The sequence below is a fragment of the Anaerosporobacter sp. genome (genome assembly GCF_965301125.1).
The window spans coordinates 1-14,874 of the sequence record NZ_CBDLAM010000094.1 but is presented as its reverse complement, the minus strand read 5'-3'; the positions used below and the strand labels follow the sequence as shown (position 1 = coordinate 14,874).

Here is a 14,874-nt window from a genome sequence, read left to right as displayed (position 1 = left end):
ACTTTATGTTGCATTAAAAAAATAGCGCTTATTATATAAAAAATAATATAAATCCTATATTTAATCTTCATTTTATTCCTATTCCTTTCTTATCTTTTTCTTGACAAAAACCTAATTTCGAGTAATAAGGCAGCATAGATTGGTATCATAGCTAATACTATCATAAAAAAGTCATGAACTAGAGAATAAGATTGTGTAGTAAGCCCTTTTGTACAAAGGTGTCCTAAAATATACGCAATCGGAAAAGCAAATATTTTAGTGAAAATATTACGTAATATTTTATTCTTATGAAAGATGAACAAAAAGACACCAGTAACAATTGCCAATAGAATAGCTAACTTTAGATAATAAGCAAGTGCTAATCTCGGTAATGTGATGACGCCACCGCTTGGGTAAGGATGTTTTCCATATATTAAGAGGTCCTCATCACCGTTGTTTGAGCTATAATAAATACTGTAGACTTTTTCACCATTTGGATTTAATACGATGCTGGTTTTTGTTTCTTTAGATATTATTCTATTCCATATGTTGTCCCACGCAGTAATAAAATAGACACCGTCATCTGTACTCCTTTTTTCAATATCATAACCTGTTACATTCGTGTTAAAGTTTAGAATTATCGTATTGTTAGTTTGTTCTTCTATAGTTACAGGAACTTTTTCAGCTGGGATATATATAGGACTAGTCAAATATCCTATTAATATTACTAGCAGTACAAAAGTTATTGTTATTGAAAATAGGCTGATTCGGTATTTTCTTTTGTTTAAGGTTTTTTTTAGTTTGTTTAATGGTAACATATTCATATCAGTAGTGAAATTATCTGGGGTACGTAACTTTTCATATTTCCTCTTACAATTATTACAGGAACTTAAATGTTCCTCCACTAATGTACGAGTATCCGCACTTGCTAAGTCCTCCACATATAATGGTAATACATCTTTTATAACATCGCACGATATTTTCATCAGTAATCCTCCATTCTTTCTTTGATCTTATTCTTTGCACGGTGATAAGTGACACAAGCCCAGTTCTCAGTTTTCCCAAACAAGTTACCAATCTTTTTAAAGCTTAATTCTCCTAATACTCGCAGTGTAAATACTTCTTTATACGGTTCATCAAGTTTATGTAATGTTTCATGTATGAGCATTGATGTTTCATCTTTGAGCAGTAACTTTTCAATATCGATATCCGAAGCTTGTTCTTCAGGAATAATATCTTCGTTTATTCGTTTGTTTTTTCTTAAACTGGTATAATAACAGTTTTTCGCAATCTGACATAGCCAAACTCTTAATTCACATGTTCCATGGAACTGGTTAAGTGATTTCATTGCTTTAAAAAATGTTTCGGCAGTAATATCCTCTGCTATATGCTCATTGCCACATAAACTTAGAACAAACAAATATACATCGTTAAAATAGGTTTTATAGATTATCTCTATTTCAGTCACATTCTCACCTCCTATACATAAGACGTTTAAAAATGAAGTATCTTACAAAAACTTTACCTCAAATTTTCTTTAAGTTTCATGAATCTTTTTTCAAGCACTAATTATATACCATAATATTACAATTATCAATAAATAATAGTATAATAAAATACCGATAGTTCTATTACTAAAACTATCGGTTAATATGTTTTTCGATATCTTATTCAATTTAGCTCACATCACTCTGCATTTTTCGTTTAAAGATCAATACTGCTAATATATAGATCACAACGGCATATACAATAATTATCATCAACGGTTTTAATAATTCATTATAATCACCGCTTATAGCCAATCTGGCAGCAGTTACACCATGATAGAATGGAAGTGCTTTACTAACTTTTAATATGACACCGCCGAGTCCATCTACGTCCATCCAGATACCACCTAGCATACACGCCGCTGTAATAATGATGGAACATATGCCTGGAGCTGCTTTTTCATTTAATAAGGTTGCGAAAAATAAACCAATTCCAATGAATAACAATGCAGAAGGAATCAATACTAACATACATAGTAATATATTAAGTAAGCTAAAATGATAATCATATATGCCTCCAATAATTACAGCGGCTATGAATGTGATTAAAGATTGTAAAAATGCAATTACTATCAAGGGATATGTGTATCCGACAATAAAATCACTTGGCTTTAAAGGTGATGCATATAAGCGAGTTAAGAATGTAGTTGAACGATCTTTGGATACTTGTAAACAAGTGAATAACATTACAAAGGTTAATCCGAATGAGGCAATACCAGGTGCAAGGTTTTGAATCTGAAACACATCCATGTTTGCTTCGGCTGGAATACTTTGATTAATAACAGACATAAGCACTAACATGAGTAAAGGAAAACCGAGGCAAAAGATATAGCTTAATGGATCTCTTAAAATTTCTGTTAACGTTCTTTTTCCAAACACTACACTTTTCATCGTCTACACCTCTCCTTCTGCGATTGCTATAAATGCATCTTCTAATGTAACTTTTTTCGTCATTTCTTTTAACTCGACAACGGTACCACAGGCTTTAACTTCTCCGTCAACCATTACGGCTACTTTATCTGAAAGACTTTCCGCTTCTTCCATATAGTGAGTAGTTAATACAATGGTGATATCTCCTTTTAAGGTTCTAATAATCTTCCAAAGCTCTTTTCTTGCAAGCACATCAAGGCCTAGTGTAGGTTCGTCTAAGAATAGAACTTTAGGTTCGCTAATAAGAGCCATTGCAATGCTAAGTCTTCTTTGCCAACCACCAGATAAGGTTTTTGCTTTATTCTTACGGATTTCTTCTAAAGAGAACTGTTGTATGATTTGTTCTACTTTATTCCTAGCTTCCTGTTTTGACATCCCGTAAATCTGCGCCATAAACAGTAAATTCTCTTCCACAGTTAGATTAGGTGCAACTGCTGTTTCTTGCGTGGAAATATTACTGATTGCTTTTACCTCGTCTAGTTCCGTTAGGATACTATGTCCACAGACATAAGCATCTCCGCTTGAAGGTTTAGACAACCCTGTTAACATACGAATAGTCGTTGTTTTACCTGCACCGTTAACTCCCAGTAGGGAGAATAGAATACCTTTTTCTACCTCAAAGGAACTATCTTTAACAGCTACTTTTTTACCAAATTCTTTTCTGATATTTTTTAAAACAATTGCATTACTCATAGTAACCTCCCCCTGCACAAGTTGTATCATTTATGTGCAAATAGCATCAATCATTTCTTAATTCCTCTAATTTTTGATTGATTTTTTTGATTGAATCTCTGCAACTACGGTATTGGATTATCCATGTAACAATATAAGAAACTACGTAACTTGTAACTATAGTTATGAAAGAAAATACATTTTCGCCAAGGGACCAGCAAAAAATTGCTACTGGTATCCATACAATTGCAGTTAATACAAAATATAATATACTTTGAAGGAGTAAACTCATACGTTCTAATTCCATAATAATTGACCAAAATCCGAAGGCTGCACTAGTTAGTCCAATCAACATCCATTGAATAAGTAAAGCTAACGTTCCAGAAGAAAATCTTGCAGCATAATCAGGTACAATCGGTAAAAAATCTGGTTTATTAACGATTACGATCAATATGATACTTAGTATTACATTGATGGTAACTGAATACATAAAACTATTAATACCTCTTACGATTCCTTTTTTTAATAACATATCATATCACCTCAAATTCCTAATGCTTTCTTAATCTTAGTTACATATCTACGAGAAACATACGCTTCTCTATCACCATCTAGAGACATACGAATTGTTCCAGTTAAGCTTGTATCCATACGTTTAATCTTCTTGATATTTACGATTTCGGAATTTGAAACTCGTATAAAACGGTTTTCATCAAGTTCTTGTTCTAATTCGTACAGCCTCTGATGCAATCGATATACACCATGAATGGTAGCTACATACACTTTAAGGTCTTGAGTATAGATATGAATGATATCTGCACTAGATAATAGACAAATCTCATCTCCTTCATATGCTGTAATACTATCATTAACTGTTGACTCAATAGTCTGATACAATTTTCTGATTTCAGGAGTGTTTTCTTTACTACAAATATGAATCTGTGTATCTTCGTATTTAGGATCTAGAATAAGTTTAATTTTCATGTTTTCCTCCAACTGTTTTTATTATAATAATCGAAAAACAAAAAGAAAACAGGATATCGATAAGTGGTCGCTTTCCTGTGATAAGTGGTAGATTTACTATAGTATAAAGTTATTTTATAGAAGTATCAAGCTTACATTAAAAAAGGAAATCCTTTTACTAAAGATTTCCTTTTTTATGAATATTCTTTTATATATCTTCAATACGAAGTGAAAAACACTATTATATGCTTATACACAACTGCTTAATAGGCCTTGAATTCAGTATCAGCATACATAGGATCTGTAATATTTTCGGTATCATAATACCATTTAAGATACTTTTGTAAAGCTTTTTTAGGAACATAGTAATTAAATTGTGATGAGAAGCTATTTTTCTCAGCTTTTGGTGGAGTACTTGATTTAAAATAAAGAGAACATATAATATTATATTTAATATTATAATACCAATTTTCTTTAAATCCTTTAAAGGTGCTTGGAATTGTTAACTTAGTAATTGGCTTACCTGCAATTGATACATTATTAGTTAAGTACTTAACTTCTTTTGGTAAAGTAATTTCACCGTTGGTACATAGAACAACAACCAGACGTTTTGTCTTCTTACTATAGATACAATTTTGTGATTTCCCATAACGTTTGTTATTATTAGCAATTGTTAGAGAAGATATATAGTTACCATTCAGAGAGTTATCTTCAATGGAAGATACACTTGCTGGTATATGGACTTTCTTAACATAACTATAGTATGTTGCGCTGTTACCAATCGTTTTCACACTAGAAGGTATTGTAATTTTATCAATCTTAGGTTGTACCCAAACAAGTTTACTTTTGTCTTTTGTCAAAAGCATGCCTTTGTAGCATATAAAGTTGTTACTATTTTTACTAATTTCTATTGTATCTAAGGATTTACATTTTTGAAAAGCATTTATTGCGATAGTTTTTAAATTAGCAGGAAATACAACTTTTTGTAAGCTTTTACAATTATAGAAGGTTCCATAACGTATATCTTCAACCCCATCAGGAATAATAATAGATTTTAAATCTCTAAAGCCACAAAATGAACCTAAAGTTATCTCTTTAACAGTAGATGGAATATGGACATTCTTTATTCCTTTTGGCATTTTATCATAGCCATCCACTTGATGATAGGGTTCGATAATTATTCCAAAGATGTTGTTCATGTAATCAGAAGTTTCTCCTGTGTTTTCTTCAAAACCAATCTTGGTTACGACAGTGTTTTGTATAGAGTCTGGGATATCTAATGTTGTTATAGACAAATCACCGTCTGGAGTAATCTTATAAATCCAGCACTCTTTCCCATCTTTAGATAAATATGCACTATATGTCATAGTATCGTCTTTTGTAGTTATAGTGGTGTCAGTGTCCCATTCTGTTGCAGCACTAGTGTTTCTCGTGCCCCAAATTGATAAACTTGATACTAGAAATAATGTAAATATAAGATATTTAACATAACGTTTCATACGATATACTCCCCTAATCATCTTTTTATTTAGTTAAAAAATATTTCAATTTCCCTATTAACGTATCATTGATTTGATATCTCACATCAAATCGTAGACTGTTTAAGTTTACTAATACGCTTCTTGCATGACTAAAGGTATCAAAACTATATTTTCCATGATAACTCCCTATACCACTTTGACCTACACCACCGAATGGCAAATAATCATTATTAAAATGCATAATTACGTCATTCACGCACATACCACCAGATAAGATGTGTTTAGAATAGAAATTTATATCCTGTTTTGAATTGGTAAATACATATAACGAGAGTGGATTTTTACAAACCGAGTGAGATAATTCTACTGCTTCTTTCGCACTTTTGTATGTTAATATAGGGAGTATAGGTCCAAAGATTTCCTCTTTCATTATTGCACTATCTTTAGTAGCCGATAAGATTGTAAGCCCTAATGTCTGCTCTTCTTCTATCTTTTGCTGATATATGAAATTATTTTCTTCCCCCTGAAGCAATTGAAGTAAACGATTATAGTGATTTTGGGATATAATCTTGGTAAATCGTTCCTTTTTAGCAACCATTTTCTTTGCTTCTGTAATTAGAGTTTCAACAAACTTCTCTTTATTTTCTTCTCTAACTAGAACATAATCAGGTGCAATACAGGTTTGTCCAGCATTAAATAATTTTCCCCATACAAGTCTCTTTGCTGCTACAGTAAAATTAGCACTATTTTCAACAATACAAGGAGATTTTCCACCTAATTCAAGAGTATGCGGAATTAGGTTCTCAGCACAAGATTTCATAATTATTTTTCCAACCTTAGTACTACCAGTGAAGAAAACATAATCAATATTTGCATTTAGAATGGAGGTTGTTTCTTCAACTCCACCGTCTACTACTAACATAAACTCCTGTAATGGTTGAAATAGTTTTACAATGATATTAGAAGTGTTCGTGGAAATTTCGCTTGGTTTTAGGATTACTTTGTTTCCTGCGGCAATGGCACCAACAATTGGAACCAAACCAAGTTGAAAAGGATAATTCCATGGACTGATAACCGCCACGAACCCATAGGGTCTTTTCTCTATATAATTCTTGGAACCAAATGTAGCGATATTTCCTTTTACCTTATGTGGTTTCATTAGTACTTTTAAATGCTTTATGAAGTAATTAATTTCTTTATAGAATGGATAGATTTCAGCCATTAGTGTTTCATAATTACTTCTATTTAAATCGTTATTAATCGCAGTAACGATATCTGCTTCATGAGTTTCTACTATTCGTTTCAATTCTTCTAAACGTGATATTCGTTCAGAATAAGAAGCTGGTTTGAATGATTGTGTAAAGTTTTTTAGTTCTTTCATTTTATTTATACCTCATTCTATTATTAGTATTTTATTTTTATAACTTATTCTAAATTCATTATATCCAAGTTTTATGAAATTTCAATAGAATGTTAAGGCGTAATATACGTAAATGGTATTATTGTTTCCTGGTTGATTCCAAATTCTCGGAGTTTATATATTGAGTCTTGTTGTGATTTATTGTCTGTATAGCCAGGTATAATAGGAACTTTAATGGCATATTTATGAGATGGAATGCGCCTCCTTATTAACTTTAAGTTAGATAAGACTTGATGATTATCTCTTCCAGTATATTCTCTATATATTCGTGTATCTAGTGATTTAATATCAATGATAAATGAAAAATTCTTCTGTAATAATGGCTCTAGATACTTAGTTGGAACATTGAGGGAAGTTTCGATCGTTAAGTTCCATTCACTGGGACATAAACTTGCAAATCTTAATAGATGCTTCCATTGCAAAAGTGGTTCCCCTCCACCGAAAGTGATACCGCCATTGGTGTATAGGAAGTAACTATGGTCAATAGATAGTATGTCAATCAAATCTTCCTCACTTATAGTCTTTATCAAATCTTCTCTTTTTAATATCTCCTTATTGATACAGTATGAACAAGATAGAGGGCAACCTGGTAGTGAAACTAAAGAAGTTATACCTACTCCATCTATATCAATTCGATGTCGATTGATCCATTGGATATCCATAGTATCACCTAATGTCCATTGTTATTTACGGGAGTGTATGTATCTTTTGGATTATCTTGATTGATGGAGTTCTGATTTCCATCTTCACCAACCCATGCAACATCGCCATTTAACTCGTTAAAATCATTATAATCTTCATTGGGCATCGCCTCTCCGCCAAATTCTTCATTAATATTCTCATTACTATTAATATTACTTAGTGTACAAGAGGACAACGTTAATGTAGTAGCCATAAGTGCTCCAGCAACCATAGTTTTTTTCTTCCATTTGTTAACTTTATGTTGTTGCTTCTTAATTGCATTGTTAAGTAGTCTCTCTTCTGCCTGACACTTAGGACAAGTGCCACTACAAAACTCATGATTCTGGCATTCACATTGAGTCAATGATATACCAAGTTCAGCTGCCATGTTTTTTCTTATTTCTTTTAATTGCTTGCAACGTGCTTTATTTAACGAATCTTGTTGTTCTGGAGTTATTCTCATACCTACTACCTCATTTCATAATTTAATTAGATGATTAATCTTTCAAAAATTAGACGATTGTAATCAGCATAAGGTTCCCAAATTTTTTACTAGGCTCTATGCATCATTTTATGTAATAATAAGTATTCCCTACCTAAATATCCGTACTTAAGTATCTAGTTCATTATAAGATATAATTTTCCATAATTCAACTGGTTTATGCTAAAATAGGAAGCGGTTGTTTTTTAGTTCATATACCTTCGCCCATTAATTCTAAGTAGATACTGGCTATACAGCATGGAAGTTTACGTTATTATATGGTAAAATAAACTAAATAATATTTTGAAAAATATATTTGAAAGGAAAATTACAATATGAAGAAGATATTAGCAACAATATTATGTTTATGTCTAGTTATGACTTTATGCAGTCATGTTGTTTATGCAAACGATAAGAAAGATAATCAATCAATTACTGTCCTTAAAAAACCGCCTATGAAATATATGCTTTCCAAAGGTGCTAAAACAAAGAAAGTTTCTCCTCTGAAGTTAACTCAAAAGTCTAAAAAATCCAATGAAATTATTGATGAGGAGAAATGGTTTACTAAGAACAAACTAAATTCAAGACGTTATCAAATTATAGATAGAGACATTTCTTACTATGAAGACAGTGATTACAAAGACGATATACCTAGCTATGTCGAAGAGAACTACGATTATTTAATACTAACGGACGCATTTTATGATGATAATTATGTGTATTGTACATATGGTGGTAATTATGCAGAGGGATATATACTTACAATTTACAATAAAAAGACGAAAGAAATTGCATATCAATATGACTTTTCAAATTATCGATACTCTTCTAAATATGTAAAAGAGGATTATGATTACATCCAACAGAAAATCATGTGGGCGACAATAAAGAATAATGTTTTGTATGTATCAAATAGTCACTTAACTTATGCAAAAAGTTCATATAATCAAAATGCTTATATTACTGCTATTGATCTTAAAACAAATAAATTAATTTGGAGATCACAAGCGCTTGTTGCTAATAGTTATAGATTTGAAATAATTGGAGATGTTATCATCACAGGTTATGGTTTTACAGACAAACCAGACTACATATATCAACTGAATATACATACTGGAAAGATCATTAGTAAATTACTTGTTAAAACAGCCCCAGAGTATATTGTGAAGAAGGGAAATTATCTTTATATAAGAACTTATAATACAGATTATGTCTATAAGATAAGTAAATAATAGATATAAAAAAACTAAGTAGATATGTTATCTATGTCATCTTAACTTAATGACATTTGATTTGTAATCTACTTAGTTTTTCTTTTTAATATTCAACTACTTCTTTTACTTAGCATATGTTATGTCTATAAACATACATACTTAGTAAAATCTCTTAAGCTTTCTAAAAACAGTCATCAAAGGTTTATATAAGAATAATGCGAGTACAAAATTACCAATACAGTGAGTTACATCCCAAGGGATTCCTGCTATCCACCATGCGAATGCAGTTTTAACTCCACCAATAACTAGATATACTATGGAACCTAATGCTCCAAAACATAAACCAAACAAACCAGATACGATACTCCAAAACCATGCTGAATCCTGTTTACGAAATAGATACGTAATAATAGCTAACAAGGTCCAAATATAAATATACATAATGAACCAAAGACCCATTCCCCATATAAATGTTTCGATACATGTGAAAACTGCAATTGAATAGAATACTTTATATCCGAAAGTTAACGTGAAAATAATTATTAGTAACGATACAATTTCAATATTAGGTAAGAATAAAGCCATCTTACCAGCAATTAACGTTGCGCTCATTATTCCAATTAGTGCAATATCTTTTATTGATAACTTAGGGACTTTAACTGGATTATTGTGCTTCATAGGTTATCTCAAATGTATCTCCATCATAAACTGGCTGCGTTTCAATACCGTTATTACAATCTTCTCCATTAACTGAGAAAGACCAGAATGCACCATTCACATTATAATCTGCTGTTAATCCATTAACAGTTTTCACAAATAATCCATATTGAGCTTCTTCACCTTCTACCGTTAAGCCATCAATTTCTTCTAATGCAGCTCTCAAAAATTCTGCATCAGTTTTGTGGTCATACGTAGTACGATTGTCCTTATCATCAATTACGGTAACGGTAATTGATTTTGAACCTTTAACTGGTTTTGGTGAAAATTTCTTGTATGCGCAGAGTGCACCGACAACTAATACCACTAAGATTGCGATTCCAATAATGATTTTCTTAGAACTTAAATTACTTTTTTCTTTTTCCATACGTTCTCTCCTTTTTACATTAAAAAATCCTTCTACAACAGGAAGGTTTACCTGAGTAAAAGGAGACGCATGGTAAGTAAAATACATAAACGTATTTCCTTATCGTACAACCAATTACTCGTGGTTAGGCAAAAGCCTTCGTACAGCCATGGCAGGTCTCCTGACTTACAGATCTACATAAGTAACCATCTTCCCGGTTTCCCAGTGATGTAACGTTATAAAACGTTGGTTACAAATTCCCTGATTACAGTGACGAGTTCGTACAGGATTCACACCTGTTTCCCTTTTCACCAAACAAATAAATATGTTTGACACCTATGACTTAATATTATATTTTATTAATTACTTCAAAATATTATACCTAATATAAATCATTATAGCAAGTTTTGAATTCATATTCTTATAAAATGTTATTCCCATACTTTTTATATAATAAACTGTATGTTATTACCATCTATCTTCTTCTTTTAATTTTGACAGTAAATTTGACTCATTATTTATAGTCACTCAATATCTATAAATATATAAATCGTATGACCAGCTAGTCAATATGACCCTAAAGTCATTATGACCATCTAGTCAGTATGACTGATAAGTCATCACAATTAATGAGTCACTTTAACTCCTGTAATGCATTTTCCTCAAATATATATCTTCTATCACATATTTTAAAAATCTTATCTTTATGAGTTATGATGATTACCGTCTTATCTTTTAAATATGTATCTATAAGTTCAATCATTTTTCTTTCGGTAATATCATCTACATTACTAGTTGGTTCATCAAGAAGATAGATTTCTTTCTTTATTAATAATCCACGAACTACATTCAGCCTCTGTCTTTGACCTGTAGAAACGAATACACCTCGTTCGCCTATTAATGTATCAAGGCCTTTCTCTTGCATTGATAACCACTCTGATAACCCAACTGCATCAAGCATAGTATAAAGCTGTTCATCTGTAATGGATTGGTTGCCAAATGTAAGATTTTCACGTAAACTTAAGTCTAGCATCTCCGTATCTTGTGCGATAAATACCGCATCAATGTTCTGGGTTAATGGTTTCCCATCTAGAAAAATATGATTTTTGGTTTCAATGATACCTGAAAGAATCTTTAATAAAGTAGTTTTTCCTTGACCACTTTCTCCTGTAATACAGATTCGCTCTCCTTTGCCTATATGAAAGTTGGGGATGGTTATAGTGAGTGCTTCTTCATTAGAATTATATTGATATTTTAAGTTGCGGATAGCTAATTCGTGAAACCCATCTCCTATTGAAGTAGATGTATAGATTTCCGATTGTTCTTCGATAATCCTATCCATTTCTTTTTGTGATACGCAGAAGCTATTATAATCTCTTACAAAACTCGATATATTCCTATTATTAAATACAAGTTGAATAGTTACTAAGGACAAATAAGACATGAATTCTATAATCGGAAAGGTTTGATCTTTCTTATAGATGGCATATGCAACAAACATGCAAATCGGATAAAGTAAATAATTAACCGTTTTGTATAATGTAAAGCCAATTTCATTACCGATTACATATCGTTTGGTTGCTTGTAAATTCTCTCGACTAACCGTTTCTGATTTTTGATTTATGAAATCTAACCCACGTAATTTCTGTATAGTTGAGATGTTATTAATGCCATCCATGAATATGCTAGTCTGTTCTCCACGTACAACCGTCATTTTCTTTAATGTTGGTCCGATGAGCTTAGAACAGATCATTCGTATCGCTATTGAGATAAGTGAAATCAATACTATAATGATGGAAAACCATATGGAATAACTGGATATATATATTGTTAGGTACAAGATATATATGATGCTTATTGTGAATAAGAGTAGACTCATTAACATCGAACATTTCTTTTCAATTAATTGCGTCAATATCCCAGCAATATATCCTGTATTACCACGTTGTAGAGCTTCAGGTTTAGTATAATATAATTGTTTAAAGTAATATTCGAAGTTTGAGTTCCTTACATGTGCTTGAATGATACCATTGTAATAATCACATAGAAATTCGGTAAATTCCCATATAAGAATATATATGATAAAAAAACAGGCAGCTTTGACAAATTCATTTCTTACTATGTTGGTAGCAGTTACCTTAGATAATGCTGCTGTCATATAAGAATTCATGAATGACCAAAGTAAGATCAATATAGAATTTATGATTAATAACTTTTTAGAAATTCCTAAAAATAATTTTTTAAACATATTAACTCCCCCTACTTATGCTTTATTTTTGTTCACTAGATCACATTAATCTGACAGGTATGAAATTCACTAGAGAAGATACAAAAAAACCGATGATTTGCTAACGCAAAACATCGGTCCGAATGTCAAATTAATATGAAAAATATTATATACGGAAGGATTCATGTTTTTGGGTAGCAAAATAAATCGGTATGATTAATGACTCTACCGACTAACATGAGCACATTTAATTTGCGGATGTTATTTGCTATCATAACAGTAGTTCCTTTCAGATATTTTTAACTATTATAGCACAGATTATGGTAATGTCAACCAAAAAACTATAAGCGTTTTAAGATTAATTCATTTAGATTGGAATTTCTCGATGAATGCCTTGCATACATCAGGGTAATTAGTTATGGCACCAGCTAACTCCCAATCTAATAATTTTCGTAACTCTCCCATATCATTAACTGTCCATGTATTAATCTGAACTCCATGTTTCTTGCAATTTTTAACTACTGTCTCTGTAAGTTTTGTGATATCTGGATGATAATATTCCATGCCGCTGCTATTTACATAATATCCCGCATTTCCAATTTCACGTTCAGTTAGTAATCCGCAAGGAACTTCAGGGGCAAGCTGTTTACATTTAATCATAGATACATGATTAAATGATGAAAACATTACTCTATCTAACATATCATAAGATTTCAGTAAATCGATTACCTTTTGTTCTAAATTGGTATAGTAAAACTTACTATTCTTTAATTCTATATTCGTGGTTACATTCGTTGTCTTAACCCATGCAATATATTCTTCAAAACTTGGAATTGGTAGAAAATTAAAATTTTTCTTTTGTAGCTCAGCTGCATTGAACTTTCGTAATTCTTCAAAGGTGTATTTGCGAACAAGTCCCTCTCCGTCTGTAGTTCGTTTTATACTCTCATCATGTATTATGACAAGAACGTTATCCTTTGTTAACTGAACATCTAATTCTATCTCATCACAACCAGCCTCAACGGCTTTTTCAAAGCTTAGCATGGTATTCTCTGGATATAATCCGCTATAACCTCTGTGTGCAATTATTTTCATTCTGGTTTGTCCCTTCTGTTTAATAAACGTTAGTACAATCAGTTATATTATAACCATTTGTATGAGGGGATTCAAGATTTATGATACCATATTCACGGAATCAAGAGGGCGATGATTCCCAATCATGAGCATAATCAATACCTAACCTAAAATAATTCACATACTTTACATATAGCATATAGGATTAATAAATGTGCAGGATAGAAAATATAGAAAAAGTATTTCAATTTAAATCCTCTTGTTCCATTATATAAAGCGATTGGTATCATTCCAATAAAAGCATACGCCTCTTGTAACATCCATAATGTAAGAGTCATACAACCACCATACATGGCTGCGGTTTTATAATTACGGAGTAAATACATAATAATAATTGTTAATACACCGACCGCATCATAATCTGTTTTTAATACAAGTGCTATTTTGAGTCCTGCAGCACATATTATTAATGCAAGAATAATTTTTATTATCTTATTCCACTGTTTCTTATATATAACTGTATTAAGAAGTGTTATGGTAACAAATCCGATGAACAATGTAAAAAATACATTTTGATGTGAATTGTCCATTAGTTCATGATTCAATGCTAAATCAAATGGTATTTCTGATATTAAAGCGAATAACGCAAGCCGTATTGCATATTTAACTCGACTTCTAGTATGTATGAAACCTTCAATCAATAAAAAGCAAAAACACGGAAATGCAATTCTTCCAATATTACGCATACTCACATATATTGTATATATTGTAGAATTATATACGGGAAGATAACCTATAATTGTCGCCGCCGAATGATCAATAAGCATTGTAATGATAGCAATTAATTTAATGGTACTCCCACTAATTCCTTTGATGTTACGACCTAAAAAAGTGACCGGTTTTTCTTCTATTACAGAATCCATTTATTTTGTCCTCCCTCTCTTGTCTTCCAGACATATAAATTATATACTTGCGAAAGAATTGATACAAGTTATTCTTCTAATATTAATAAAAATGTAAGGAGATGACATTTTTGTCTTCAAAGTGCGTGTTTTTTGTGTGATAATTGCTCTTTGTGATTACATAAAAAGACAAAAGCTATATAACGTTCAAATTTGCCTAAATTAGCAATTTTATAATAT

The 14,874-nt window shown here is 31.4% G+C and carries 16 protein-coding genes and 1 riboswitch; of the genes, 1 reads left to right on the top strand and 15 read right to left on the bottom strand.

Translation table 11 applies throughout. The features are described from left to right. Positions 1 to 89: 89 nt before the first annotated feature. The 10 genes from ACW2QF_RS11365 to ACW2QF_RS11320 all read right to left on the bottom strand — a co-directional run bounded on the left by ACW2QF_RS11365 (position 90) and on the right by ACW2QF_RS11320 (position 8,136). Positions 90 to 965, bottom strand: coding sequence for an anti-sigma factor family protein (locus ACW2QF_RS11365; protein ID WP_455716119.1), 876 nt, complete (start codon positions 963 to 965; stop codon positions 90 to 92). Then, positions 965 to 1,447 carry an RNA polymerase sigma factor gene (locus ACW2QF_RS11360; RefSeq protein WP_455716118.1) on the bottom strand — a complete coding sequence of 161 codons (483 nt, stop codon included), beginning with the start codon at positions 1,445 to 1,447 and terminating at the stop codon, positions 965 to 967. Before ACW2QF_RS11360 ends, ACW2QF_RS11365 begins: the two co-directional genes overlap by 1 nt. Before the next feature lie 208 nt (positions 1,448 to 1,655). Next, positions 1,656 to 2,417: an ABC transporter permease gene (locus tag ACW2QF_RS11355; protein ID WP_455716117.1), complete on the bottom strand. Its 762-nt coding sequence runs from the start codon at positions 2,415 to 2,417 to the stop codon at positions 1,656 to 1,658. A 3-nt stretch (positions 2,418 to 2,420) separates the two neighbouring features. After that, on the bottom strand, positions 2,421 to 3,149 hold the full coding sequence (locus ACW2QF_RS11350; RefSeq protein ID WP_455716116.1) for an ABC transporter ATP-binding protein: 729 nt from the start codon (positions 3,147 to 3,149) through the stop codon (positions 2,421 to 2,423). 46 nt (positions 3,150 to 3,195) lie between these two features. Continuing rightward, positions 3,196 to 3,660 (bottom strand): DUF3021 domain-containing protein, encoded by a 465-nt coding sequence (locus ACW2QF_RS11345; protein ID WP_455716115.1) that lies wholly within the window; start codon positions 3,658 to 3,660, stop codon positions 3,196 to 3,198. An 11-nt stretch (positions 3,661 to 3,671) separates the two neighbouring features. Next, positions 3,672 to 4,112, bottom strand: a complete 441-nt coding sequence (locus tag ACW2QF_RS11340; protein ID WP_455716114.1) for a LytTR family DNA-binding domain-containing protein — start codon at positions 4,110 to 4,112, stop codon at positions 3,672 to 3,674. A gap of 242 nt (positions 4,113 to 4,354) precedes the next feature. Then, on the bottom strand, positions 4,355 to 5,590 hold the full coding sequence (locus ACW2QF_RS11335; RefSeq protein ID WP_455716113.1) for a leucine-rich repeat domain-containing protein: 1,236 nt from the start codon (positions 5,588 to 5,590) through the stop codon (positions 4,355 to 4,357). Positions 5,591 to 5,615: 25 nt separating this feature from the next. Next, positions 5,616 to 6,953, bottom strand: a complete 1,338-nt coding sequence (locus ACW2QF_RS11330) for an aldehyde dehydrogenase family protein (protein WP_455716112.1) — start codon at positions 6,951 to 6,953, stop codon at positions 5,616 to 5,618. Between the two features lie 92 nt (positions 6,954 to 7,045). After that, positions 7,046 to 7,654: a radical SAM protein gene (locus ACW2QF_RS11325; protein WP_455716111.1), complete on the bottom strand. Its 609-nt coding sequence runs from the start codon at positions 7,652 to 7,654 to the stop codon at positions 7,046 to 7,048. A gap of 8 nt (positions 7,655 to 7,662) precedes the next feature. After that, entirely contained in the window at positions 7,663 to 8,136 is a 474-nt protein-coding gene (locus tag ACW2QF_RS11320) for a hypothetical protein (RefSeq protein WP_455716110.1), read from the bottom strand. A 353-nt stretch (positions 8,137 to 8,489) separates the two neighbouring features. On the opposite strand from ACW2QF_RS11320, the gene ACW2QF_RS11315 reads away from it, so the two are divergent. After that, on the top strand, positions 8,490 to 9,386 hold the full coding sequence (locus ACW2QF_RS11315) for a hypothetical protein (protein WP_455716109.1): 897 nt from the start codon (positions 8,490 to 8,492) through the stop codon (positions 9,384 to 9,386). A gap of 141 nt (positions 9,387 to 9,527) precedes the next feature. On the opposite strand, the gene ACW2QF_RS11310 is transcribed toward ACW2QF_RS11315, so the two are convergent. From ACW2QF_RS11310 to ACW2QF_RS11290, 5 genes are all read right to left on the bottom strand, one after another. Next, entirely contained in the window at positions 9,528 to 10,046 is a 519-nt protein-coding gene (locus ACW2QF_RS11310) for a hypothetical protein (protein WP_455716108.1), read from the bottom strand. Beyond that, entirely contained in the window at positions 10,033 to 10,452 is a 420-nt protein-coding gene (locus tag ACW2QF_RS11305; RefSeq protein ID WP_455716107.1) for a DUF4430 domain-containing protein, read from the bottom strand. The genes ACW2QF_RS11310 and ACW2QF_RS11305 overlap by 14 nt, the downstream gene beginning before the upstream one ends. 133 nt (positions 10,453 to 10,585) lie before the next feature. Then, a riboswitch (cobalamin riboswitch) is annotated at positions 10,586 to 10,786 on the bottom strand. Positions 10,787 to 11,065: 279 nt separating this feature from the next. Further along, entirely contained in the window at positions 11,066 to 12,679 is a 1,614-nt protein-coding gene (locus tag ACW2QF_RS11300; protein WP_455716106.1) for an ATP-binding cassette domain-containing protein, read from the bottom strand. A gap of 342 nt (positions 12,680 to 13,021) precedes the next feature. Further along, a complete protein-coding gene (locus ACW2QF_RS11295; RefSeq protein ID WP_455716105.1) occupies positions 13,022 to 13,753 on the bottom strand; it encodes a glycerophosphodiester phosphodiesterase in 732 nt (243 codons plus the stop codon). Between the two features lie 146 nt (positions 13,754 to 13,899). Continuing rightward, positions 13,900 to 14,655, bottom strand: a complete 756-nt coding sequence (locus ACW2QF_RS11290; RefSeq protein WP_455716104.1) for a TraX family protein — start codon at positions 14,653 to 14,655, stop codon at positions 13,900 to 13,902. Between the last annotated feature and the right edge of the window lie 219 nt (positions 14,656 to 14,874).

Coding starts and splice junctions, on each gene's coding strand:
- ACW2QF_RS11365 (WP_455716119.1), bottom strand. CDS start 965: ATGAAAATATCGTGCGATGTTATAAAAGATGTATTACCATTATATGTG.
- ACW2QF_RS11355 (WP_455716117.1), bottom strand. CDS start 2,417: ATGAAAAGTGTAGTGTTTGGAAAAAGAACGTTAACAGAAATTTTAAGA.
- ACW2QF_RS11350 (WP_455716116.1), bottom strand. CDS start 3,149: ATGAGTAATGCAATTGTTTTAAAAAATATCAGAAAAGAATTTGGTAAA.
- ACW2QF_RS11345 (WP_455716115.1), bottom strand. CDS start 3,660: ATGTTATTAAAAAAAGGAATCGTAAGAGGTATTAATAGTTTTATGTAT.
- ACW2QF_RS11340 (WP_455716114.1), bottom strand. CDS start 4,112: ATGAAAATTAAACTTATTCTAGATCCTAAATACGAAGATACACAGATT.
- ACW2QF_RS11335 (WP_455716113.1), bottom strand. CDS start 5,590: ATGAAACGTTATGTTAAATATCTTATATTTACATTATTTCTAGTATCA.
- ACW2QF_RS11330 (WP_455716112.1), bottom strand. CDS start 6,953: ATGAAAGAACTAAAAAACTTTACACAATCATTCAAACCAGCTTCTTAT.
- ACW2QF_RS11325 (WP_455716111.1), bottom strand. CDS start 7,654: ATGGATATCCAATGGATCAATCGACATCGAATTGATATAGATGGAGTA.
- ACW2QF_RS11320 (WP_455716110.1), bottom strand. CDS start 8,136: ATGAGAATAACTCCAGAACAACAAGATTCGTTAAATAAAGCACGTTGC.
- ACW2QF_RS11315 (WP_455716109.1), top strand. CDS start 8,490: ATGAAGAAGATATTAGCAACAATATTATGTTTATGTCTAGTTATGACT.
- ACW2QF_RS11310 (WP_455716108.1), bottom strand. CDS start 10,046: ATGAAGCACAATAATCCAGTTAAAGTCCCTAAGTTATCAATAAAAGAT.
- ACW2QF_RS11305 (WP_455716107.1), bottom strand. CDS start 10,452: ATGGAAAAAGAAAAAAGTAATTTAAGTTCTAAGAAAATCATTATTGGA.
- ACW2QF_RS11300 (WP_455716106.1), bottom strand. CDS start 12,679: ATGTTTAAAAAATTATTTTTAGGAATTTCTAAAAAGTTATTAATCATA.
- ACW2QF_RS11295 (WP_455716105.1), bottom strand. CDS start 13,753: ATGAAAATAATTGCACACAGAGGTTATAGCGGATTATATCCAGAGAAT.
- ACW2QF_RS11290 (WP_455716104.1), bottom strand. CDS start 14,655: ATGGATTCTGTAATAGAAGAAAAACCGGTCACTTTTTTAGGTCGTAAC.